This is a genomic window from Pseudomonas sp. AP42 (genome assembly GCF_001728935.1).
GTDB classification, from domain to species: Bacteria; Pseudomonadota; Gammaproteobacteria; order Pseudomonadales; family Pseudomonadaceae; genus Aquipseudomonas; species Aquipseudomonas lactis.
On sequence record NZ_LYSO01000031.1, the window covers coordinates 13621 to 37851 of the forward strand.

At 59.8% G+C, this 24231-nt stretch carries 20 protein-coding genes; 19 read left to right on the plus strand and 1 reads right to left on the minus strand.

Annotated features, from left to right (window positions below; all coding sequences use genetic code 11):
• Positions 1-4 precede the first annotated feature (4 nt).
• The 19 genes from uppS (at position 5) to ispD (ending at position 22839) form a co-directional block, all read left to right on the plus strand.
• Positions 5-760: a polyprenyl diphosphate synthase gene (gene uppS / locus A7K61_RS13730; RefSeq protein WP_003189167.1), complete on the plus strand. Its 756-nt coding sequence runs from the start codon at positions 5-7 to the stop codon at positions 758-760.
• Positions 761-1567, plus strand: coding sequence for a phosphatidate cytidylyltransferase (locus A7K61_RS13735; RefSeq protein WP_032903249.1), 807 nt, complete (start codon positions 761-763; stop codon positions 1565-1567).
• The gene (gene ispC / locus A7K61_RS13740; protein ID WP_069557779.1) at positions 1564-2754 is read left to right on the plus strand and encodes a 1-deoxy-D-xylulose-5-phosphate reductoisomerase; all 1191 of its coding nucleotides are present in this window, start codon (positions 1564-1566) and stop codon (positions 2752-2754) included. Before A7K61_RS13735 ends, ispC begins: the two co-directional genes overlap by 4 nt.
• Positions 2755-2807: 53 nt before the next feature.
• Positions 2808-4160 carry a sigma E protease regulator RseP gene (gene rseP, locus A7K61_RS13745; RefSeq protein WP_069557780.1) on the plus strand — a complete coding sequence of 451 codons (1353 nt, stop codon included), beginning with the start codon at positions 2808-2810 and terminating at the stop codon, positions 4158-4160.
• 74 nt (positions 4161-4234) lie between these two features.
• Positions 4235-6622 (plus strand): outer membrane protein assembly factor BamA, encoded by a 2388-nt coding sequence (bamA, locus tag A7K61_RS13750; RefSeq protein ID WP_044272528.1) that lies wholly within the window; start codon positions 4235-4237, stop codon positions 6620-6622.
• A 45-nt stretch (positions 6623-6667) separates the two neighbouring features.
• Positions 6668-7171: an OmpH family outer membrane protein gene (locus A7K61_RS13755; protein ID WP_003189173.1), complete on the plus strand. Its 504-nt coding sequence runs from the start codon at positions 6668-6670 to the stop codon at positions 7169-7171.
• 3 nt (positions 7172-7174) lie between these two features.
• Entirely contained in the window at positions 7175-8230 is a 1056-nt protein-coding gene (lpxD, locus tag A7K61_RS13760) for a UDP-3-O-(3-hydroxymyristoyl)glucosamine N-acyltransferase (RefSeq protein WP_047712739.1), read from the plus strand.
• A 111-nt stretch (positions 8231-8341) separates the two neighbouring features.
• Positions 8342-8782, plus strand: a complete 441-nt coding sequence (gene fabZ, locus A7K61_RS13765) for a 3-hydroxyacyl-ACP dehydratase FabZ (protein ID WP_003172281.1) — start codon at positions 8342-8344, stop codon at positions 8780-8782.
• Positions 8779-9555, plus strand: a complete 777-nt coding sequence (gene lpxA / locus A7K61_RS13770; protein WP_032893181.1) for an acyl-ACP--UDP-N-acetylglucosamine O-acyltransferase — start codon at positions 8779-8781, stop codon at positions 9553-9555. Before fabZ ends, lpxA begins: the two co-directional genes overlap by 4 nt.
• Before the next feature lie 2 nt (positions 9556-9557).
• Positions 9558-10697 (plus strand): lipid-A-disaccharide synthase, encoded by a 1140-nt coding sequence (lpxB, locus tag A7K61_RS13775; RefSeq protein WP_044272531.1) that lies wholly within the window; start codon positions 9558-9560, stop codon positions 10695-10697.
• Positions 10698-10699: 2 nt separating this feature from the next.
• The gene (gene rnhB / locus A7K61_RS13780; RefSeq protein WP_161794314.1) at positions 10700-11326 is read left to right on the plus strand and encodes a ribonuclease HII; all 627 of its coding nucleotides are present in this window, start codon (positions 10700-10702) and stop codon (positions 11324-11326) included.
• Positions 11327-11402: 76 nt separating this feature from the next.
• The gene (dnaE, locus tag A7K61_RS13785; protein ID WP_032893179.1) at positions 11403-14924 is read left to right on the plus strand and encodes a DNA polymerase III subunit alpha; all 3522 of its coding nucleotides are present in this window, start codon (positions 11403-11405) and stop codon (positions 14922-14924) included.
• A gap of 129 nt (positions 14925-15053) precedes the next feature.
• Positions 15054-16001, plus strand: coding sequence for an acetyl-CoA carboxylase carboxyltransferase subunit alpha (locus tag A7K61_RS13790; RefSeq protein ID WP_003189182.1), 948 nt, complete (start codon positions 15054-15056; stop codon positions 15999-16001).
• Positions 16002-16162: 161 nt separating this feature from the next.
• Positions 16163-17482: a tRNA lysidine(34) synthetase TilS gene (gene tilS, locus A7K61_RS13795; protein ID WP_069557781.1), complete on the plus strand. Its 1320-nt coding sequence runs from the start codon at positions 16163-16165 to the stop codon at positions 17480-17482.
• 273 nt (positions 17483-17755) lie between these two features.
• On the plus strand, positions 17756-19387 hold the full coding sequence (locus A7K61_RS13800; protein ID WP_047712743.1) for a CTP synthase: 1632 nt from the start codon (positions 17756-17758) through the stop codon (positions 19385-19387).
• Between the two features lie 5 nt (positions 19388-19392).
• Positions 19393-20238: a 3-deoxy-8-phosphooctulonate synthase gene (gene kdsA, locus A7K61_RS13805; RefSeq protein ID WP_003189190.1), complete on the plus strand. Its 846-nt coding sequence runs from the start codon at positions 19393-19395 to the stop codon at positions 20236-20238.
• 157 nt (positions 20239-20395) lie between these two features.
• The gene (gene eno, locus A7K61_RS13810) at positions 20396-21685 is read left to right on the plus strand and encodes a phosphopyruvate hydratase (RefSeq protein ID WP_003189193.1); all 1290 of its coding nucleotides are present in this window, start codon (positions 20396-20398) and stop codon (positions 21683-21685) included.
• A gap of 171 nt (positions 21686-21856) precedes the next feature.
• Positions 21857-22135, plus strand: a complete 279-nt coding sequence (gene ftsB / locus A7K61_RS13815; RefSeq protein WP_003189195.1) for a cell division protein FtsB — start codon at positions 21857-21859, stop codon at positions 22133-22135.
• Positions 22132-22839: a 2-C-methyl-D-erythritol 4-phosphate cytidylyltransferase gene (gene ispD / locus A7K61_RS13820; RefSeq protein WP_044272541.1), complete on the plus strand. Its 708-nt coding sequence runs from the start codon at positions 22132-22134 to the stop codon at positions 22837-22839. Before ftsB ends, ispD begins: the two co-directional genes overlap by 4 nt.
• A 398-nt stretch (positions 22840-23237) precedes the next feature.
• Here ispD and A7K61_RS13825 read toward each other — a convergent pair whose 3' ends face one another.
• Positions 23238-24134: a LysR substrate-binding domain-containing protein gene (locus A7K61_RS13825; protein WP_044272593.1), complete on the minus strand. Its 897-nt coding sequence runs from the start codon at positions 24132-24134 to the stop codon at positions 23238-23240.
• Positions 24135-24231 lie beyond the last annotated feature (97 nt).

Sequence of the window (24231 nt, forward strand, 5' to 3'; positions counted from 1 at the left end):
CTTCATGGAAAAGACCAAGCAGACTGTGCCCTCCGTGGTGCCGCGCCATGTCGCGATCATCATGGATGGGAATAATCGCTGGGCGAAAAAACGCTTTATGCCGGGTGTTGCCGGGCATAAAGCGGGTGTTGACGCGGTAAGGGCGGTGATTGAGGTGTGCGCCGAGGCCAAGGTCGAAGTGCTGACCTTGTTCGCGTTCTCCAGTGAGAACTGGCAGCGGCCCGCCGATGAGGTCAGTGCCTTGATGGACCTGTTCTTCAAGGCTCTGCGTCGTGAGGCCAAGCGCCTCAACGACAACAACATCAGTCTGCGCATCATCGGTGATCGCTCGCGGTTCCATCCGGAACTGCAAACGGCCATGCGCGAAGCCGAGGCCATCACTGCCGGCAGCAACCGTTTCGTGCTGCAGATCGCAGCCAACTACGGCGGCCAGTGGGATATCGCCCAGGCTGCACAGCGGCTGGCCCGCGAAGTGCAGGCCGGCCATCTGCGCCCGGATGACATCACGCCCGAACTGTTGCAAACCTGCCTGGTGACCGGCGACCTGCCGTTGCCGGACTTGTGCATTCGTACCGGTGGCGAGCATCGCATCAGCAACTTCCTGCTGTGGCAGCTGGCTTACACCGAGCTGTACTTCTCCGACCTGTTCTGGCCGGACTTCAAACACGATGCCATGCGTAATGCGCTGGCCGATTTCGCTTCCCGTCAGCGTCGCTTCGGTAAAACGAGCGAGCAGATCGAAGCTGGAGCCCGGGTTTAAATGCTTAAACAACGAATCATCACGGCGCTGATCCTGCTGCCGATTGCCTTGTGCGGTTTTTTCCTGCTCGACGGTTCCGGCTTTGCGCTGTTCATCGGCCTGGTCGTGACTCTTGGTGCCTGGGAATGGGCGCGCCTGGCGGGCTTCGTCAACCAGTTGCCGCGCGTGGCCTACGCCGCCGTGGTCGCGCTGTTGTTGTTCTTCATGTACATCCTGCCGGATATCGCGCCTTGGGTACTGGGTGCGGCAGTGTTGTGGTGGGCGTTGGCGACTTTCCTGGTGCTCACCTATCCGCGCACCAGTGGCCAATGGTCCAGCGTGGCCTGCAAGCTGGTGATTGGCCTGGCAATCCTGTTGCCGGCCTGGCAAGGGTTGGTGGAGATCAAGCGTTACCCTCTTGGCAACGAGTTGATCCTGGCGGTGATGGTGTTGGTATGGGGCGCTGACATTGGTGCCTACTTCTCGGGCCGAGCCTTTGGCAAGCGCAAGCTGGCCCCGGCCGTCAGCCCAGGCAAGAGCTGGGAGGGCGTATACGGCGGCCTGGCCTTGACGCTGCTGATCACGCTGGTGGTCGGTGTGGTGCGCGACTGGTCGGTAAAGGAAGTGCTCTTGGCCTTGCTGGGTACGGCTATCGTCGTGTTCATCTCGGTGGTGGGCGACCTGACCGAGAGCATGTTCAAGCGCCAGGCTGGCATCAAGGACAGCAGTAACCTGCTGCCAGGTCATGGCGGTGTGCTTGACCGTATCGACAGCCTTACCGCTGCGCTACCGATCTTCGCCGTGCTGTTGTGGATGATCGCTTCGTGAGCCGCCTGCAGCAGGTTACGGTGCTGGGCGCGACCGGCTCGGTCGGGCTCAGTACCTTGGACGTCATTGCGCGTCACCCTGATCGCTATCAGGTTTTCGCTCTGACCGGCTTCACGCGTTTGCGCGAGCTGCTGGCATTGTGTGTGCGTCACTCGCCGCGCTTTGCCGTGGTCCCAGAGGCGGCTGCGGCTCGCAGTCTGCAGGATGATCTGCGGGCTGCCGGGTTGGCCACTCAGGTGTTGGTAGGCGAGGCAGGGTTGTGCCAGGTCTCGGCCGATGCGGACGTGGATACCGTGGTGGCGGCGATTGTGGGCGCAGCAGGTTTGCGCCCGACCTTGGCGGCGGTTGATGCTGGCAAGAAAATCCTGCTGGCCAATAAAGAAGCCTTGGTCATGTCCGGCGCACTCTTTATGCAAGCGGTGCGCAAGAGCGGCGCGGTGTTGCTGCCTCTGGACAGCGAGCACAACGCCATCTTCCAGTGCATGCCCGGTGATTTTGCCCGCGGCTTGAGCCAGGTCGGCGTGCGCCGGATTCTACTGACGGCATCTGGCGGACCCTTCCGCCAGACTCCGTCGGCCGAGCTGGAGCATGTGTCGCCCGATCAGGCGTGCGCACACCCGAACTGGTCCATGGGGCGCAAAATCTCGGTGGATTCGGCGAGCATGATGAACAAGGGCCTGGAGTTGATCGAGGCCTGCTGGTTGTTCGATGCGCGGCCTGACCAGGTTGAGGTGGTGATTCACCCACAAAGTGTGATCCATTCCCTGGTCGATTACGTGGATGGTTCGGTGTTGGCGCAGTTGGGTAACCCGGACATGCGCACACCGATCGCCAACGCCTTGGCGTGGCCGGAGCGCATTGATTCCGGCGTAGCACCGTTGGACTTGTTTGCAATTGCGCGCCTGGACTTCGAAGCTCCGGACGAGCAGCGTTTCCCGTGTTTGCGCCTGGCGCGACAAGCGGCCGAGGCGGGTAACAGCGCCCCGGCGATGCTCAACGCGGCCAATGAAGTGGCCGTGGCGGCGTTTCTTGAACGGCGCATCCGCTTTCCGCAGATCGCGAGTATCATCGAGGACGTCCTGGCGCTTGAGCCAGTGGTGGCGGTAAATGACCTGGAGGCGGTGTTTGAGGCCGACGCCAAGGCCCGAGCCCTGGCCGGGCAATGGTTGGATCGCAACGCGGGTTAGGCTGCGGGCAGGTTTGAGTCTTCAGGCATTGGATTGAAATGCGGAGAAATTAGATGAGTGCGCTCTACATGATTGTCGGCACCCTGGTTGCTCTGGGTGTGTTGGTGACCTTCCACGAATTCGGCCACTTCTGGGTGGCGCGTCGTTGCGGCGTCAAGGTATTGCGCTTTTCCGTCGGTTTCGGCATGCCGTTGTTGCGCTGGCATGACCGCCGCGGCACCGAGTTTGTCATTGCTGCTATCCCGTTGGGCGGCTACGTCAAGATGCTCGATGAGCGCGAAGGCGAAGTGCCTGCAGACCAGCTGGACCTATCCTTCAATCGCAAGACCGTTCGTCAGCGTATTGCGATTGTTGCGGCGGGGCCGATTGCCAACTTTCTGTTGGCGATGGTGTTCTTCTGGGTCTTGGCCATGCTGGGCAGCCAGCAGGTGCGCCCGGTCATTGGTGCGGTCGAAGCGGACAGCATCGCGGCCAAGGCTGGCCTGACGGCTGGGCAGGAAATTGTATCCATTGATGGCGAACCCACCACGGGCTGGGGCGCGGTCAACTTGCAGTTGGTGCGTCGCCTGGGCGAGAGCGGCACCGTCAATGTGGTGGTGCGCGACCAGGATTCCAGCGCCGAAACCCCGCGGGCATTGGCTCTGGACCATTGGCTCAAGGGCGCTGATGAGCCCGATCCGATCAAATCCCTGGGGATCCGCCCTTGGCGTCCGGCCTTGCCGCCGGTGCTGGCCGAGCTCGATCCGAAAGGCCCGGCCCAGGCTGCTGGCCTGAAAACCGGTGATCGCTTGCTGGCCCTCGATGGCCAGGCGCTGGGTGACTGGCAGCAGGTGGTCGACCTGGTGCGTGTGCGCCCTGATACCAAAATTGTGCTGAAAGTTGAGCGCGACGGTGCTCAAATCGACGTCCCTGTGACCTTGTCGGTGCGAAGCGAAGCCAAGGCAGCCGGGGGTTACCTGGGTGCCGGGGTCAAGGGTGTCGAATGGCCGCCATCGATGGTGCGAGAGGTCAGCTACGGGCCTTTGGCCGCGATTGGCGAGGGTGCGAAACGCACCTGGACCATGAGCGTGCTGACCCTCGAATCCCTCAAGAAAATGTTGTTCGGTGAGCTCTCGGTAAAAAACTTGAGTGGACCGATAACCATTGCTAAAGTGGCGGGCGCTTCTGCCCAGTCGGGTGTCGCGGATTTCCTGAATTTCCTGGCTTATCTGAGTATTAGCCTTGGGGTTCTGAATTTGCTGCCCATTCCAGTATTGGATGGGGGGCATCTGCTGTTTTATCTGGTCGAGTGGGTGCGTGGTCGCCCCTTGTCGGATCGGGTGCAGGGTTGGGGGATACAGATCGGTATCAGTTTGGTGGTCGGGGTGATGTTGTTAGCCCTGGTCAACGATCTGGGACGTCTGTAACGCTTCGCTGAATTGCGAATCTGCCGCATTTTGCGGCAGTTTGTTTATTGCCAGTTGGAATAAGAAAGGACTTCATGAAACGTCTGCTGCTAACTGCGGTTCTCACCGTATTGATGATCGCCGAAGTTCACGCCGAGTCCTTCACCATCTCCGATATTCGCGTCAACGGCCTCCAGCGGGTTTCCGCGGGTAGCGTCTTTGGTGCCTTGCCGTTGAACGTCGGGGAACAGGCGGATGATCGTCGCCTGGTGGAATCCACTCGTGCGCTGTTCAAAACCGGGTTCTTTCAAGATATCCAACTGGGTCGCGAAGGCAACGTCCTGGTCATCACGGTCGTCGAGCGACCTTCCGTCGCGAGTATCGCGATCGAAGGTAACAAGGCCATCTCCACTGAAGACCTGATGAAGGGCCTGAAGCAATCGGGCCTGGCCGAGGGCGAGATCTTCCAGCGCGCGACCCTTGAGGGTGTGCGTAACGAGCTGCAACGCCAGTACGTTGCCCAGGGCCGCTACTCCGCGACGGTGGAAACCGAAGTGATCCCCCAGCCTCGTAACCGTGTGGGCCTGAAGGTCAACATCAACGAAGGTACCGTGGCCGCCATCCAGCACATCAACGTCGTGGGTAACACCAAGTTCCCTGATGAAGACCTGGTTGACCTGTTCGAACTCAAGACCACCAACTGGTTGTCGTTCTTCAAGAACGATGACAAGTACGCCCGTGAAAAACTCTCCGGTGACCTGGAACGCCTGCGCTCCTACTACCTGGACCGTGGCTACATCAACATGGACATCGCTTCGACCCAGGTGTCCATCACCCCGGACAAGAAGCACGTCTACATCACCGTCAACGTCAACGAAGGCGAGAAGTACAAGGTTCGTGACGTCAAGCTCAGCGGCGACCTGAAAGTGCCTGAAGACCAGGTCAAGTCCCTGCTGCTGGTGCAGAAGGACCAGGTGTTCTCGCGCAAGCTGATGACCACCACCTCTGAACTGATCACCCGTCGCCTGGGTAACGAAGGCTATACCTTCGCCAACGTCAACGGCGTGCCGACCCCGAATGATGAAGACCACACGGTGGACATCACCTTCGTCGTCGATCCAGGCAAGCGTGCCTACGTCAACCGCATCAACTTCCGTGGCAACACCAAGTCTGCGGACGAAGTGCTGCGTCGTGAAATGCGTCAGATGGAAGGTGGCTGGGCTTCGACCTACCTGATCGACCAGTCCAAGACCCGTCTTGAGCGCCTGGGCTTCTTCAAGGAAGTCAACGTCGAAACCCCGGCTGTACCGGGTGTGGATGACCAGGTTGACGTGAACTACGCCGTTGAAGAACAAGCCTCGGGTTCGATCACCGCCAGCGTCGGTTTCGCTCAGAGCGCCGGTTTGATCCTGGGTGGTTCCATCACGCAGAACAACTTCCTGGGTACCGGTAACCGTGTGTCCATCGGCCTGACCCGCAGCGAATACCAGAGCCGATACAACTTCGGCTACACCGACCCCTACTGGACTGCAGACGGTGTGAGCCTGGGCTACAACGCCTTCTACCGCACCACCGACTACAAAGACCTCGATGTTGACGTTGCAAGCTATGCGATCGACAGCCTGGGTGCTGGTGTCAACGTGGGTTACCCGATCAGCGAGACGTCGCGCCTGACCTTCGGCCTCACCGCACAGCAGGATGAGATCAAGACCGGTGTGTACACCGTGGACGAAATCTTTGACTTCACCCGTCGTGAAGGCGACAAGTTCCTGAACTTCAAGGCGTCTGCCGGCTGGTCCGAGTCGACCCTGAACAAAGGCGTACTGGCAACCCGCGGCCACTCCCAGAGCCTGACTGCGGAAGTCACCACGCCGGGCAGCGACCTGTCGTTCTTCAAGCTCGACTACCGCGGCCAGTTGTTCCAACCGTTGAGCGATAACTACACCATGCGCCTGCACACAGAGCTGGGCTATGGCGACGGTTATGGTTCGACCAATGGCTTGCCGTTCTATGAAAACTACTATGCTGGTGGCTTCAACTCGGTACGTGGCTTCAAGGACAGTACCCTGGGCCCGCGTGGTACCCCAAGCCGTGGTGTTGGCGTGACGGGTAACCGAGGCACAACTGCTGATTCGGACAACGACCCGCTGCCATTCGGTGGTAACGTGCTGATCCAGGGTGGTGCGGAGATTCTGTTCCCGCTGCCGTTCGTCAAGGACCAGCGTTCCCTGCGTACTTCGGTCTTCTGGGACGTGGGTAACGTGTTCGACTCCAAGTGCGATCAGATCACCAACCCGAGTGGCGTGAAGTCCAACACCCAATGCAACGACGTGAGCCTCAGCAACCTGGCAAGCTCCGTCGGCGTGGGTGTGACCTGGGTGACTGCGCTGGGCCCGTTGAGCTTTGCTCTGGCCATGCCGATCAAGAAACCGGATAACGCTGAAACCCAGATTTTCCAATTCTCCCTCGGCCAGACGTTCTAAGCGTCTGACCTAAGATAACGACAACGGATTCTGTAGGAGTACATCGTGCGTAAGTTGACTCAATTGGTCTTGCTGGCCACTGTGCTGGTCACCACCCCGGCCTTCGCCGAAATGAAAATCGCGGTCCTGAACTATCAGATGGCCCTGCTGGAGTCCGATGCGGCCAAGCGATACGCCGTGGATGCCGAGAAGAAATTCGGTCCGCAGCTGACCAAGCTCAAGACGCTGGAAAGCAGCGCCAAGGGTATCCAGGACCGCCTGGTAGCCGGTGGCGACAAGATGCAGCAAGGCGAGCGCGAGCGTCTGGAGCTTGAATTCAAGCAAAAGGCCCGTGACTACCAGTTCCAATCCAAGGAGCTGAACGAAGCCAAGGCTGTGGCCGACCGCGAAATGCTCAAGCAGCTCAAGCCGAAATTGGACAGCGCTGTGGAAGAAGTCATCAAGAAAGGTGCCTTTGACCTGGTGTTCGAGCGTGGCGCCGTGATCGACGTCAAGCCTCAATACGACATCACCCGCCAGGTGATCGAGCGCATGAACCAGCTGAAGTAAACCATGACAGCGACTATCAAACTCGGCGAGTTGGCCGAGTTCCTGGGGGCCACCTTGCGTGGCTCCAAGGAGAAAGAAATCACTGGGCTAGCCACCTTGCAGGAGGCTGGCCCAGCTCAGTTGAGCTTCCTCGCAAATCCTCAATACCGTAAATACCTGGTCGACTGCCAGGCCGCAGCCGTGTTGCTGAAGGCCGCTGACGCCGAAGGGTTTATTGGGGATGCGCTGGTGGTAGCCGACCCGTATCTGTCGTACGCCAAGGCGTCGCACCTGTTCGATCCCAAGCCGAAGGCGGCTGGCGGTATTCACCCGTCTGCCGTGATCGCCGAGGATGCCCAGGTTGACCCGACGGCCAGCATCGGCGCGTTTGCCGTGATCGAGAGTGGAGCGCGTATTGGTGCAGGCGTCACCGTGGGTGCCCACTGTTTCATCGGCGCGCGCTGCGAAATTGGTGCCGATGGCTGGCTGGCTCCTCGCGTAACCCTGTACCACGATGTGCGTATCGGTCAGCGTGTGGTCATCCAGTCGGGCGCCGTGATCGGCGGTGAGGGCTTCGGCTTTGCCAATGCCAAGGGCATCTGGCACAAGATCGCCCAGGTCGGTGGCGTATTGATCGGCGATGATGTGGAGATCGGCGTGAACACTGCTGTGGATCGCGGGGCCCTGGCCGATACCGTGATCGGTAACGGTGTGAAGCTCGATAACCAGATCCAGATCGCCCACAACGTGCAGATTGGCGATCACACCGCCATGGCCGCCTGCGTGGGTATTTCCGGCAGCACCAAGATCGGCAAGCATTGCATGCTCGCCGGTGGCGTAGGGCTGGTGGGGCATATCGACATTTGCGACAACGTCTTCATCACCGGCATGACCATGGTGACCCACTCGATCACAGAGCCAGGGGCCTATTCGTCCGGTACCGCGATGCAACCTGCGGCCGAATGGCGCAAGAGTGCCGCGCGTTTGAGGAAGATCGACGACATGGCACGACGTATCAAACAGCTTGAAAAGCGTGTCGGGGACGTGACCCCCGGCGGTAATGCTTCATCAGAAGGCTGATACCATTTCCATATCAAGTGTGCGCAGCCGCTAGACGGCCTCCTTGATTTGCTAGCGGGGCGTGCGCCTGGTGCGCCCGCCCCCAATCTTTATTACAGGCTTCCCCCCGAAATGATGGACATCAACGAGATTCGCGAATACCTGCCTCACCGTTACCCGTTCCTGCTGGTGGACCGCGTAGTGGACCTCAACGTCGAGGAAAAGCGCATTCGTGCCTACAAGAATGTCAGCATCAACGAACCATTCTTCAACGGTCACTTTCCTGCGCATCCAATCATGCCGGGTGTGTTGATCATCGAAGCCATGGCCCAGGCTGCCGGTATCCTTGGTTTCAAAATGCTCGACCTCAAGCCTGCCGACGGCACGCTTTACTATTTCGTGGGTTCCGACAAGCTGCGTTTTCGCAACCCGGTCACCCCGGGTGACCAGTTGATCCTGGAAGCCAAGTTCATCAGTTGCAAGCGCCAGATCTGGAAGTTCGAATGCCAGGCCTCGGTAGATGGCAAGCCGGTGTGCTCTGCCGAGATCATCTGTGCGGAACGCAAACTATGAGTTTGATTGACCCTCGCGCAATCATCGATCCGTCGGCCGTACTGGCCGCCGACGTTGAGGTCGGCCCTTGGTCGATCGTCGGCGCAGGTGTGGAAATCGGCGAGGGGACTGTCATCGGGCCACACGTGATCCTTAAAGGTCCGACCCGTATTGGCAAACACAATCGTATCTACCAGTTCTCCTCGGTAGGCGAAGACACCCCGGACATGAAGTACAAGGGTGAAGAAACACGCCTGGTCATCGGTGACCACAACATCATTCGTGAAGGCGTCACCATTCACCGCGGCACCGTGCAGGATCGCGCTGAAACCACGTTGGGCGATCACAACCTGGTGATGGCCTATGCGCATATCGGCCATGACAGCGTGATCGGCAACCATTGCATCCTGGTCAACAACACCGCGTTGGCAGGCCATGTGCACGTTGACGATTGGGCGATCCTCTCCGGTTTTACCCTGGTGCATCAGTACTGCCATATCGGCGCCCACAGCTTTTCCGGCATGGGCACCGCCATTGGCAAGGATGTCCCGGCGTTCGTGACGGTATTCGGCAACCCTGCCGAAGCCCGTAGCATGAATTTTGAAGGCATGCGTCGCCGCGGTTTCAGCGAAGAGGCCATCCACGCCCTGCGCCGTGCCTACAAGACGGTTTACCGCCAAGGGTTGACCGTGGAGCAGGCCCTGGCCGAGCTGGCAGAGCCTGCCACGCAGTTTCCGGAAGTCGCGGTGTTCCGTGACTCTATCCAGACCTCGACTCGCGGCATCACCCGCTGATCATGGCCACTCTGCGTATTGCGCTCGTGGCCGGTGAAGCTTCCGGCGATATCCTGGGTGCCGGCTTGATGCGGGCGCTCAAGGCCCAGCATCCGGCGGTGGAATTTATCGGGGTCGGCGGCCCGTTGATGCAGGCCGAAGGCCTGACCTCCTACTTCCCCATGGAGCGCCTGTCGGTCATGGGGCTGGTAGAAGTCTTGGGACGCCTGCGTGAGCTGCTGGCTCGCCGCAAGCTGCTGATCAAGACGCTGATCGAAGAAAAGCCTGACGTCTTTATCGGCATCGATGCGCCGGATTTCACTCTCAATATCGAACTCAAGTTGCGTCAGGCCGGGATCAAGACCGTGCACTACGTCAGCCCATCCGTATGGGCGTGGCGCCAGAAGCGCGTGTTGAAAATCCGCGAAGGCTGCGACCTGATGTTGACGTTGCTGCCGTTCGAAGCCCGGTTCTACGAAGAGAAGGGCGTGCCGGTGCGGTTTGTCGGCCACACCTTGGCTGACGCCATTCCCTTGCAGGCTGACCGTGCTGCCGCGCGCGCTGAGCTGGGTTTGCCCGATGGCCCCTTGGTTGCGTTGATGCCAGGGAGTCGTGGCGGCGAGGTGGGGCGCTTGGGTGCGTTGTTCTTTGATGCTGCCGAACGTCTGCAAGCGCAAAAGCCGGGGATTCGCTTTGTGCTGCCCTGTGCCAGCCCGCAACGCCGTGCGCAGATCGAAACCCTGCTGGAAGGTCGCAACCTGCCGTTGACCCTGCTCGATGGCCAGTCCCACCTGGCGCTGGCAGCCTGCGATGCGGTGTTGATCGCCTCGGGCACTGCCACGCTGGAGGCCTTGCTGTACAAGCGGCCGATGGTCGTGGCCTATCGCCTGGCGCCACTGACCTTCTGGATTCTCAAGCGCATGGTCAAGAGCCCTTACATTTCCTTGCCCAACCTGCTGGCACAGCGCCTGCTGGTGCCGGAGTTGTTGCAGGACGATGCAACGCCCGAAGCGCTTGCGCAAACTCTACTACCCTTGATCGAGGGCGGCGAAGAGCAGACCCGTGGTTTCGACGACATTCACCGCACGTTGCGCCGTGATGCCTCGAACCAGGCGGCCGATGCCGTACTGACCTTGATCGGCCATAAACAGGACGCCTTATGACCATGCAAATGGGCCTGGATTTCAGCCTCGTTGCCCAAGCCCACGAACTGGTGGCGGGTGTTGACGAAGTCGGGCGCGGCCCGCTGTGTGGCGCTGTGGTCACGGCGGCGGTGATCCTTGATCCGAACCGCCCGATCCTGGGGCTCAACGATTCGAAGAAACTCACCGAAGCGCGCCGCGAAAAACTCTATGACGAGATCTGTGAAAAGGCCCTGAGCTGGCATATCGCCCGGGCTGAAGTCGAAGAAATCGACGCGCTGAATATCCTGCACGCCACCATGCTGGCGATGCAGCGCGCAGTGGAAGGGCTGCACATCACCCCGAAAATGGCGATGATCGACGGCAACCGTTGCCCCAAGCTGACGATGCCGTCCGAAGCGGTGGTCAAGGGCGATAGCAAGGTTCCCGCCATTGCCGCCGCCTCGATCCTGGCCAAGGTCAGCCGCGACCGTGAAATGGCCGCGTTCGAATTGATCTATCCCGGCTACGGGATTGGCGGGCATAAGGGCTACCCGACGCCCGTTCATCTGGAAGCCCTGGCTCGGCTCGGCCCCACCCCGATCCATCGCCGCTCGTTTGCCCCGGTACGCCAGGCTTATGAGGCCCGTGAAAGCCTGATCGAGGTTTAGCAGCAAGGCTGATGTTTTTACCCAGGCCCGGTACAATCCGGGCCTTGTTGTTTTCATGTATCAAGACAGGATCACTATGCCGGCTTCATTCGTTCATCTACGCCTGCACACTGAGTACTCCCTGGTCGACGGCCTGGTACGGATCAAACCGCTGGTCAAAACCCTGGTGGGCATGAACATGCCTGCGGTCGCGGTTACCGACCAGAACAACATGTGTTCCCTGGTCAAGTTCTACAAGAACGCCATGGGCGCCGGCATCAAGCCGATCTGCGGCGCCGACCTGTGGCTGTCCAACAAAGACCCGGATAACCCCCTGAGCCGCATCAGCCTGCTGGCGATGAACGGTGTGGGTTATCGCAACCTCACCGAACTGATCTCCCGTGGCTTTATCGACGGCCAGCGCAACGGCTCGATCATCATCGAACGCGAGTGGGTGGCCGAAGCCAGCGAGGGCCTGATCATGCTCTCGGCGGCCAAAGAGGGTGAAATCGGTATCGCGCTGCTGGGCGGCAACCCCCAGGAAGCCGAGGTGCTGGCGCGCGAGTGGATGCAGGTATTCCCGGGCCGTTTCTACCTGGAAGTGCAGCGTACCAATCGCCCCAATGATGAAGAGCACCTGCACGCTGCCGTAGCCCTGGCCGACAAGCTGGGTGCGCCGCTGGTGGCGACCAACGATGTGCGCTTTATCAAGAAAGAAGATTTCGAAGCCCACGAAACCCGCGTGTGCATCGGCGAAGGCCGGGCCCTGGACGACCCGCGCCGTTCGAAGAACTACAGCGAAGAGCAGTACCTCAAAAGCGCCGATGAAATGGCGGAGCTGTTCAGCGATTTGCCCGAGGCCCTTGAGAACTCCGTCGAGATCGCCAAGCGCTGCAACATTGAAGTAAAGCTGGGCAAGCACTTCCTGCCCAACTTCCCGATTCCCGATGGCATGACCATCGACGAATATTTTCGAAAAGTGTCGTTCGATGGCCTGGAAGAACGCCTGAGCGTCCTGCTGCCCAAGGACACCACCGAGGACTACGAAGCCAAGCGCCAGGTGTATGTCGATCGGTTGAATTTCGAGCTGGATATCATCATCCAGATGGGATTCCCCGGTTACTTCCTGATCGTAATGGACTTTATCCAGTGGGCCAAAAACAACGGCGTACCGGTAGGTCCGGGCCGGGGGTCAGGTGCTGGCTCGCTGGTGGCCTATGTACAGAAGATCACCGACCTTGACCCGCTGGAATATGACCTGCTGTTCGAACGGTTCCTGAACCCGGAACGGGTTTCCATGCCCGACTTCGACGTTGACTTCTGCATGGATGGCCGAGACCGCGTGATTGAATACGTGGCCGAGAAATATGGCCGCAACGCGGTAAGTCAGATCATCACCTTCGGTTCCATGGCCGCCAAAGCGGTAATCCGCGACGTGGCGCGGGTGCAGGGCAAGTCCTACGGTTTGGCGGACCGCCTGTCGAAGATGATCCCGTTCGAAGTCGGCATGACCCTGGAAAAAGCCTACGAGCAGGAAGAAATCCTGCGTGACTTTATCAAGGTCGATGAAGAAGCCGCCGAAATCTGGGACATGGCGCGCAAGCTCGAAGGCGTGGTGCGTAACGTCGGTAAACACGCCGGCGGTGTGGTTATCGCGCCGACCAAGCTCACCGACTTTTCGCCGATCTATTGCGATGAAGAAGGCGACGGCCTGGTCACTCAGTTCGACAAGGACGACGTGGAGGCGGCCGGCCTGGTGAAGTTCGACTTCCTCGGCCTGCGGACCCTGACGATCATCGACTGGGCGCTCAAGACCATCAACCGCGACCGTGCCAAGGTCGGCGAAGAACCGCTGGATATCGCGTTTATCCCGCTGGACGATAAACCGACCTACAGCCTGCTGCAAAAAGCCGAAACCACCGCGGTGTTCCAGCTTGAATCCCGGGGCATGAAAGAGCTGATCAAAAAGCTCAAGCCCGACTGCCTGGAAGACTTGATCGCACTGGTGGCCCTGTTCCGTCCGGGCCCGCTGCAATCGGGCATGGTGGATGACTTCATCAACCGTAAACACGGGCGCGCCGAGCTGGCTTATCCGCACTCCGACTACCAGTATGAGGGCCTCAAGCCCGTACTGGCGCCGACCTACGGCATCATCCTGTACCAGGAACAGGTGATGCAGATCGCCCAGGTGATGGCCGGCTACACCCTCGGCGGTGCGGACATGCTGCGTCGCGCCATGGGTAAGAAAAAGCCCGAGGAAATGGCCAAGCAACGCGGCGGTTTCATTGAAGGCTGCGCGACTAACAACATCGATGCCGACCTGGCCGGTAACATCTTCGACCTGGTAGAAAAATTCGCCGGTTATGGCTTCAACAAATCCCACTCCGCCGCCTACGGCCTGGTGTCGTACCAGACCGCCTGGCTGAAAGCCCACTACCCGGCGCCGTTCATGGCGGCGGTACTCTCGGCGGATATGCACAACACCGACAAGGTTGTGACCTTGATCGAGGAAGTGCGCACCATGAAGCTGCGTCTCGACGCGCCGGACGTGAACGCTTCGGAGTTCAAGTTCACGGTGAACGACGAAGGCCGCATCATCTATGGCCTCGGCGCGATCAAGGGCGTGGGCGAAGGCCCGGTGGAGGCCATTACCGAAGCGCGTCAGGACGGGCCGTTCAAAGACCTGTTCGATTTCTGTGCGCGGGTGGACCTCAAGCGCATCAACAAGCGTACCCTCGATGGCCTGATCCGCAGCGGCGCACTCGACCGTCTTGGCCCGTACTTCCATGATGAGCCGAAGGCTTACCAGGCTAATATCGACCGCAACCGCGCGGTGCTGCTGACCGCCATGGAAGAGGCGATCAAGGCTGCCGAACAGACTGCCCGTACCCATGACAGCGGCCACGCCGACCTGTTTGGTGGGCTGTTCGTCGAAGAGGATGCGGATGTCTATGCCAACCACCGCAAGGCCAAGGAACTGACCCTCAAGGAACGTCTGAAAGGTGAGAAAGACACCTTGGGCCTCTACCTCACCGGCCACCCGATTGACGAGTACGAAGGCGAAATCCGCCGTTTCGCCCGTCAGCGCATCATCGACCTGAAACCGGCGCGGGATACCCAGACCGTCGCCGGCATGATCATCGCCCTGCGGGTGATGAAAAATAAGAAGGGCGACAAGATGGGCTTCATCACCCTCGATGACCGCTCGGGCCGCATCGAAGCGTCATTGTTTGCCGACGCGTTCCACTCCGCCCAGTCGCTGCTGCAAACCGACGCCATGGTGGTGGTGGAAGGGGAGGTCAGCAATGATGACTTCTCCGGTGGTCTGCGCCTGCGTATCAAGCGGGTGATGAGCATGGAAGATGCCCGCACCAACCTGGCCGAGAGCCTGCGCCTGAAGGTCAAGACCGAAGCGCTTAAAGGCGATCAGCTACGCTGGTTGGGGGACTTGCTCAAACGCCACCGTGGCGCATGCCCGGTGACCATGGAGTACACCGGTAGCGATGCCAAGGCCATGTTGCAGTTTGGTGAGACGTGGCGAATTGATCCCGCTGATGGCTTGATTCAAGCTTTGCGTGACCAGTTCGGGCGAGACAACGTCTTCCTCCAATACCGTTGACGGTCAGATGAGTCTGATCTCGACTAAACATTTAATCTCGACCTAAACGCGCCTCTCCCTTAAGGTAGGGCGCGAATAGACAACCGGCTGGCCAGGCACCCCTTGGCCGTCGACCCAAGACGGACGCTTATGAACCCGAATTTTCTTGATTTCGAACAGCCGATCGCTGACCTGCAAGCCAAGATCGAAGAGCTGCGCCTGGTCGGCAATGACAATTCGCTGAATATCGGCGATGAGATCGCTCGCCTGCAAGACAAGAGCAGCACGCTCACCGAAGACATCTTCGGCAAGCTGACCAGCTGGCAGATCGCGCGCCTGGCTCGCCACCCGCGCCGTCCTTACACCCTGGACTACATCGAGCACATTTTCACCGAGTTCGACGAGTTGCATGGCGACCGTCACTTCTCCGACGACGCGGCCATCGTGGGCGGCATCGCTCGCCTGGACGACCAGCCGGTGATGGTGATCGGTCACCAGAAAGGCCGTGAAGTGCGCGAGAAAGTACGCCGCAACTTCGGCATGCCGCGCCCGGAAGGCTACCGCAAGGCGTGCCGCCTGATGGAAATGGCCGAGCGTTTCAAGATGCCGATCCTGACCTTCATCGACACGCCGGGTGCCTACCCAGGTATCGACGCCGAAGAGCGCAACCAGAGCGAAGCGATTGCCTGGAACCTGCGCGTCATGGCCCGCCTGAAAACCCCGATCATCGCCACCGTGATCGGTGAAGGTGGTTCTGGCGGTGCGCTGGCCATTGGTGTCTGCGACCAACTGAATATGTTGCAGTACTCGACCTACGCAGTGATCTCGCCGGAAGGTTGTGCCTCGATCCTGTGGAAAACCGCCGAAAAGGCGCCGGACGCTGCCGAAGCCATGGGCATCACCGCCGATCGCCTCAAAGGCCTGGGTATCGTCGACAAAGTCATCGCCGAGCCATTGGGCGGTGCCCACCGTGACCCGGCTGCGGCTGCTGCGACCATCCGTGCCGAGTTGGGTTCGCAACTGGCGATGCTCAAGAAGCTGGATAACGAAGCGCTGCTGGCTCGTCGTTATGAGCGCCTGATGAGCTACGGCCTCTAAGCCGACGCGGTACCCAAATGTGGGAGCGGGCTTGCTCGCGAAAGCGGTGTATCAGACACATATACAGTGGCTGATAATCCGTATTCGCGAGCAAGCCCGCTCCCACATTTGTTTTGTGTAAGCTGGTTTATTTCATTCCAGATGAATGGCGGTACTTTGTCATGACGCCCAGCTTATCCGCCAACCTCCTGCAAACCCTAGCCCCTTGGCGTAACGCCCCGGCCTGGCACGTCGCGTTCTCGGGTGGCCTCGATTCCACTGTGCTGCTGCATCTTCTGGTCACTCTGGCAAAGTCCGAAACATTACCTCCCCTCAGCGCTGTCCATATTCACCATGGCCTGCAGGCTGCCGCAGAGGTATGGCCTGCTCATTGCCAAGCGGTCTGCGACAGCCTGGGCGTGCCCCTGCGGACCATGCGCGTGCAGGTGCAGCCTGGCGCCAGTCTTGAACGTGCGGCCCGCGATGCGCGCTACCAAGCATTCATGCAGGTCATGGGGGCAGGGGAGGTGCTTTTCACCGGCCAACACCGCGACGATCAAGCCGAAACCCTGCTGTTTCGCCTGCTGCGTGGTGCCGGCGTGCGAGGGTTGGCAGCTATGCCTGAGCATCGTCCCTTAGCGCAGGGCCACTTGGTGCGGCCGTTGCTGGCGTTCTCCCGTCGCGAACTGGAAGCCTACGCCCATCAGCATCAGTTGCAGTGGATCGAAGATCCCTCCAATGCTGATCCACGGTTTTCCCGCAATTACCTGCGTCACCGCGTATTCCCAACCCTGACGGAACGCTGGCCCCACGCGATCACCCACCTGGCTCGCACGGCTGAGCATATGGCTGAGGCGCAAGGGCTGCTCGACGAGTTGGCGCTGATGGACCTGCAGCGCGCCGATCAGCCTTCTACGTTTCCCTGGTTGCCTCTGCCGTCTCTGGCGCTTGAACCATTGCGCGAACTATCCGATGCCCGCCAGCGCAACGCCCTGCGGCATTGGCTGATGCCACTGACCCGTTTACCCGACAGCGACCACTGGGCCGGTTGGCATGCCCTGCGCGATGCCAAGGGTGACGCACAGCCCCTGTGGCGGCTGGCCGACGGTCAAATGCAGCGTAGCGGTGAACGCATCTGGTGGTTGCCCTCAACATGGTCGGAGTTTTCCGACGCATCGGTGAGCTGGCCCGATGCGCAAAATCCACTAGAGTTAACGGGCAATGGTCAACTGAAGTTTATCGGCAAGGCGCCCGAAGGCCCGCTGCAGGTTCGTTATCGCCAAGGTGGCGAAATCATCGACGTACCGGGCCGAGGCCGGCGTGATCTCAAGCGTCTGCTGAATGAAAGCGGCATGCCGGGCTTCGTCCGTGGCAGATTGCCGCTGGTCTATCGGGGCGAGCAATTGCTGGCTGTGCCAAGCGTTGCGGGGGCATGGGCCCGGTCGGTGGGTGAGGTGCAGTTGGATTGGTTGCCACAGACCTGCGATCAAGGTTTGAGCTGATAGCGTCTTTCCGGTAGACTACGCTCCCTTCTTGATACAACTTCTGTGGATTCGCCTGAATCGCAGTCGTTGCCGATTACCAAGCAGTCTTTGCTGGGCGATTCCAAAAAATGTGTAGCGATCAACGTACCGGTGTTTCATTGCTGGTCTGTCACAACGCGGCGGTTTTTTTGAAAGGTGCACTGTGATTAATGCAGGTGATCGGGGGCTTCGGCCTTCCTTCGCTTTCCCCGGCGGCTCGGACCGCTTTAACGCAGACTTCTAGGGTTTTTCATGACGCGCTACATATTCGTCACGGGCGGTGTTGTTTCTTCATTGGGGAAAGGCATTGCCTCCGCTTCATTGGCGGCCATCCTGGAGGCGCGGGGACTTAAGGTCACCATGCTCAAGCTGGACCCGTACATCAACGTTGACCCGGGCACCATGAGCCCGTTCCAGCACGGTGAAGTGTTCGTCACCCACGACGGCGCCGAGACCGACCTGGACCTGGGCCACTACGAGCGGTTCATCCGCACGACCATGACCCAGAACAACAACTTCACCACCGGCCGTGTCTACGAGCACGTGCTGCGCAAAGAGCGCCGTGGTGACTACCTGGGTGCAACCATCCAGGTGATCCCGCACATCACCGACGAAATCAAGCGCCGCATCATCAAGGGTGCAGGCGATGCCGACGTGGCGATGGTCGAGATCGGTGGCACCGTGGGTGACATCGAGTCCCAACCGTTCCTCGAAGCCATCCGCCAGTTGCGTTTCGAAGTTGGCGCCAAGCGCGCGATGCTGATGCACCTGACACTGGTGCCCTACATCGCCACTGCCGGCGAAACCAAAACCAAGCCTACCCAGCACTCGGTCAAGGAACTGCGCTCCATCGGCCTGCAGCCGGACGTGCTGGTATGCCGCTCCGATCACCCGATCGACATTTCCTCGCGCCGCAAGATCGCGCAGTTCACCAACGTTGAAGAACGTGCGGTAATTGCCCTGGAAGACGCCGACACCATTTACAAGATCCCAGGCATTCTGCATTCGCAAGGGCTGGATGATTTTGTGGTCGAGCGTTTCGGCCTGCAGTGCGGCGGCGCCGACCTGTCCGAGTGGGACGCGGTTGTCGACGCCAAGCTCAACCCTGAGCATGAAGTCACCATCGCCATGGTCGGTAAGTACATGGAGCTGCTGGACGCGTACAAGTCGCTGATCGAAGCCATGAGCCACGCCGGTATCAGCAACCGTACCAAGGTCAACCTGCGCTACATCGACTCCGAAGACATCGAGAACCAGGGCACCGCGCTGCTCGAAGGTGTTGACGCGATCCTCGTTCCCGGCGGTTTCGGCCTGCGTGGCGTGGAAGGCAAGATCACTGCCGTGCAGTACGCCCGTGAAAACAAGGTGCCGTACCTGGGTATCTGCCTGGGCATGCAAGTGGCCGTTATCGAGTTCGCCCGTAACGTGCTGGGCTGGAAAGACGCCAACTCTACCGAGTTCGATCACAGCAGCGGCCATCCAGTCGTGGGCCTGATCACCGAGTGGGAAGACGCCACTGGCGCCGTTGAAACCCGTACCGAAAGCTCCGACCTGGGTGGCACTATGCGCCTTGGCGCACAAAACTGCTTGCTGGAGCCGGGTTCGCTGGTTCATGACTGCTACGGCAAGGACGTGATCGTCGAGCGCCACCGCCACCGTTATGAAGTGAACAACAACCTGCTGCCGCAGATCAAGGAAGCCGGCCTGAAGATTTCCGGTCGCTCCGATGATGGCAAGCTGGTTGAAGTGGTCGAAGCACCGGATCATCCATGGTTCGTGGCCTGCCAGTTCCACCCTGAGTTCACCTCGACGCCGCGCGACGGTCACCCGTTGTTCAGTGGTTTCGTCAAAGCAGCACTGACGCAACACCAGAAGAAGGCGTAAATCAGATGGCCCAGAAGATCATTCGCGTAGGCGACATCGAGATTGCCAACGACAAGCCCATGGTGCTGTTTGGCGGCATGAACGTGCTGGAAAGCCGCGACATGGCGATGCAGGTGTGTGAGGAGTACGTGCGGGTCACCCAGAAACTGGGTATCCCTTATGTCTTCAAGGCCAGCTTCGACAAGGCCAACCGTTCGTCCGTGACCTCCTATCGCGGCCCGGGCCTTGAAGAAGGCATGCGGATCTTCCAGGACATCAAGCAAGCCTTCGGCGTGCCGATCATCACCGACGTCCACGAGCCTGAGCAGGCTGCCGTGGTCGCCGAGGTGTGCGACATCATCCAGTTGCCGGCCTTTCTGTCGCGCCAGACCGACCTCGTGGTCGCCATGGCCAAGACCGGCGCTGTGATAAATATCAAGAAAGCCCAGTTCCTCGCCCCCCAGGAGATGAAACACATCCTGAGCAAGTGCGTGGAAGCGGGTAACGACCAGTTGATCCTCTGCGAGCGGGGTTCAAGCTTCGGCTACAACAACCTCGTGGTGGACATGCTCGGTTTCGGCATCATGAAACAGTTCGAATACCCAGTGTTCTTCGACGTGACCCACGCGCTGCAAATGCCCGGTGGTCGTTCGGACTCCGCTGGCGGGCGACGTGCCCAGGTGACGGACCTGGCCAAGGCGGGCATGAGCCAGTCGCTGGCGGGCCTGTTCCTTGAAGCTCACCCAGACCCGGACAACGCCAAATGTGATGGCCCATGCGCCCTGCGCCTGGACAAGCTGGAGCCATTCCTGGCCCAGCTCAAGCAGTTGGACGAGCTGGTCAAGAGTTTTCCGACGGTAGAGACCGCGTAACTGGCATTTCTCCGGTAGAATTTCCCACGCTTTACGCTCAGGCCCCCGGGCCTGAGCCTTGTCGTCTGCAAGCCTGCCCCGTTGTTCCACCCTTGCGGTCGGTCAAAAGATTTCCTTCAGCTGCGTCGTTTTCGTCAACTTTGGAGTGTTTACAACAATGGCAAAAATCGTCGACATCAAAGGTCGTGAAGTTCTCGACTCCCGTGGCAACCCCACCGTCGAAGCCGACGTGCTTCTCGATAACGGCATCATCGGCAGCGCCTGCGCGCCGTCCGGTGCTTCCACCGGTTCGCGCGAAGCGCTGGAACTGCGTGATGGCGACAAGAGCCGTTACCTGGGCAAGGGTGTACTCAAGGCTGTAGCCAACATCAACGGTCCGATTCGTGACCTGTTGCTGGGCAAGGACCCGCTGGACCAGAAAGCCCTGGACCACGCGATGATCAAGCTCGACGGCACTGAAAACAAAGGCAGCCTCGGCGCCAACGCCATCCTCGCGGTGTCCCTGGCAGCTGCCAAGGCGGCCGCGCAGGACCAGGACCTGCCGTTGTACGCACACATTGCCAACCTGAACGGCACCCCTGGCGTCTACTCGATGCCGGTGCCGATGATGAACATCATCAACGGTGGCGAGCACGCGGATAACAACGTCGACATCCAGGAATTCATGGTGCAGCCGGTTGGCGCCAAGTCCTTCTCCGAAGGCCTGCGCATGGGCACCGAGATTTTCCATCACCTCAAGGCTGTACTGAAGGCCCGTGGCCTGAGCACTGCCGTGGGTGACGAAGGTGGTTTCGCGCCGAACCTGGCCTCCAACGAAGATGCACTCAAAGTCATCTCCGAAGCCGTCGCCAACGCTGGCTACAAGCTGGGCACCGACGTGACCCTGGCCCTGGACTGCGCTGCCAGCGAATTCTATGAAGACGGCAAGTACAACCTGTCCGGCGAAGGCCAGGTGTTCAACTCCGAAGGTTTTGCTGAATACCTCAAGGGCCTGACCCAGCGCTACCCGATCATCTCGATCGAAGACGGCCTGGACGAGTCCGACTGGGATGGCTGGAAAATCCTCACCGACAAGATCGGCGAGAAAATCCAGCTGGTGGGCGACGACTTGTTCGTGACCAACACCAAGATCCTGAAAGAAGGCATCGACAAGAAGATCGCCAACTCTATCCTGATCAAGTTCAACCAGATCGGCACCCTGACCGAAACCCTGGAAGCCATCCAGATGGCCAAGGCTGCGGGCTACACTGCCGTGATCTCCCATCGCTCCGGCGAAACCGAAGATTCCACCATTGCCGACCTGGCCGTGGGTACTTCGGCGGGCCAGATCAAGACCGGTTCCCTGTGCCGTTCCGATCGCGTGTCCAAGTACAACCAATTGCTGCGCATCGAAGAGCAATTGGCAGGTAAAGCTAAGTACAACGGTCGCGGCGAGTTTCGCGGCTAAGCAGTAAATGGTAAAAAGTCGGCGGATTACGTCAGAAATCTCACGAAAGTGTGAATTTCGGCGCTAATCTGCTGACTGACAAGCGCAAGCCTGGTTTTACCAGGCTTTGTGCTATCAGTTGCTGCAAAAGGTTTGCATGACTGTCTTTTTTCACTGGATACCCGGATTTCGATGCGCAGTCCCAATTGGTTGTTCCTCGTCTTGCTCTTGTTGCTGGCTGGCCTGCAGTACCGCCTATGGGTCGGTAATGGCAGCTTTGCGCAGGTAGAAGAGTTGACCCAGCAAATTGCCGACCAGCGTGCCGAAAACGAACGCCTGCTGGAGCGCAACCGCGTCCTCGACGCTGAAGTGCTTGAGCTGAAAAAAGGCACGGAGACCGTTGAAGAGCGGGCTCGTCATGAGTTGGGCATGGTCAAGGAGGGCGAAACCCTCTACCAGTTGGCCCAATGAGCCACGATTTACCGGCCTTCTGGGCCGTGATTCCTGCCGCGGGCGTCGGTGCCCGTATGGCCGCGGACCGTCCCAAGCAGTACCTGCAACTGGGCGGGCGCACTATTCTCGAACACAGCCTCGGCTGTTTTCTCGACCATCCCTCCCTCAAGGGCCTGGTGGTCAGTCTTGCAGTTGATGATCCTTATTGGCCCAGCTTGGCGTGCGCCAACGACCCGCGTATCCAGCGTGCCGACGGCGGCTCGGAACGTTCCGGCTCGGTTCTCAATGCGCTGCTGCAACTCAATGCCCTGGGCGCCAGTGATGAAGACTGGGTCTTGGTGCATGATGCTGCGCGGCCTAACCTGAGCCGTGATGATCTCGACAAGCTCCTGGCGGAACTGGCCGATGATCCGGTAGGCGGCCTGCTGGCAGTGCCAGCGCGCGACACCCTCAAGCGTGTCGACAAGCATGGCCGTGTGGTGGACACCATCGATCGCAGCTTGATCTGGCAGGCCTACACACCACAGATGTTCCGCCTGGGCGCCTTGCATCGCGCCTTGGCGGACAGCCTGGTGGCCGATGCGCTGATCACCGATGAAGCCTCGGCCATGGAGTGGTCCGGGCAAGCGCCGCGCCTGGTTGAAGGGCGGTCGGACAATATCAAGGTGACTCGGCCGGAAGATCTGGAGTGGTTGAAGTTGCGCTGGGCTAACCGGCGGTAACTTGTCAGACCGAGTTGGCCTCATCGCAGTATAGATATCGACACAACTTAGAGCCGACGCTGGACCTGTGGCGAGGGAGCTTGCTCTGGTGACGACCTGACTGCCGACGCTTATCTACCTGACACCCCACGATCCAACTGTGGGAGCTGGCTTGCCTGCGATGACGGCCTCCCAGCCGACACCCATCTACCTGACACCCCACAGTGGGATCATTGGGGTGTCAGGTAGATAGGTATCGGCTGTCAGACCGCTATCGCAGACAAGCCAGCTCCCACATTTAGATCGCGGTGCCTCAGCCAGATCAGCGTCGGCTGTCAGTCCCTCGCCACAGATTTAACGTTGTGCCGTAGTTGTGTCGATACCTATGCCGCGATGAGGCCGGTGCATGCCACCTCAATTCAATGCTTGTACTCCGGCCTTTCAGCCAATCCCACCTTCAAGAAATCCACCAGCTTCCTCACCTTCGGCGACAAATGCCGCTGCTGCGGATACAACGCCCACACCGCAGTATTCGGCGGTTGATGAGCCTCCAGCAACGACACCAACGCCCCGCTGTGCAGATGCTCCAGCACGTAGTAGTCCGGTAACTGGCACAAGCCCATGCCTTGCAATGCCGCATCCAGCACCGCTTGCCCACTGTTGCAGCGCCAATTGCCTTGTACCCGCTGGGAAAATTCCCGCCCGTCCTGGGCCATTTGCCAGATATCCGAGCTGCCAATCAGGCAGTTGTGCCGGCTCAACTCCGACAAGCTGTGTGGCCGACCGTACCGTTCGAGGTAGGAGGGCGACGCACACAGGTACATGCGCCGAGGCGCCAGGCGGCTGGCAACCATGCGCGAGTCTTGCAAACGTCCCAGGCGGATGGCCAGGTCGAGGCCTTCGTGGACCAGGTCCAGCGAGCGATTGGTCAACTCGATGTCCACGCGCAGTTGCGGATAGTGCGCCATAAAGCGTGTCACCAGCGGCACGATAAAACGCTCGCCATAGGCCACGGCGCAGGTCATGCGCAACATGCCCTTGGGTTCGCTGGTCAAGTCGCCCACCGCGCGCAAGGCCTCCTCGCGACCGTCCTGCAGGCGTTGGCAGTGTTGCAGGAAGGTCTGGCCGGCTTCGGTCAGCGTCACCTTGCGTGTGCTGCGGTACAGCAATCGGGTTTGCAGGCGTTCTTCCAGGCGCGCCACTTGCCGGCTGACGTGGGAGGAGGATACCCCCAGTCGCTCGGCCGCCGCCGTGAACTGGCTGCATTCGGCCACCGCAACGAACTCGTCAATGCCTTCCCAGCGGTTCTCCAGCATGTTGATTATCCCTGTACAGCAATAATGTTTTGCTTTTGCCTGGATTATTCATCAAAGGGCGATGTTTTACACTCACAGCCTTAGTTTTTAACCCGAT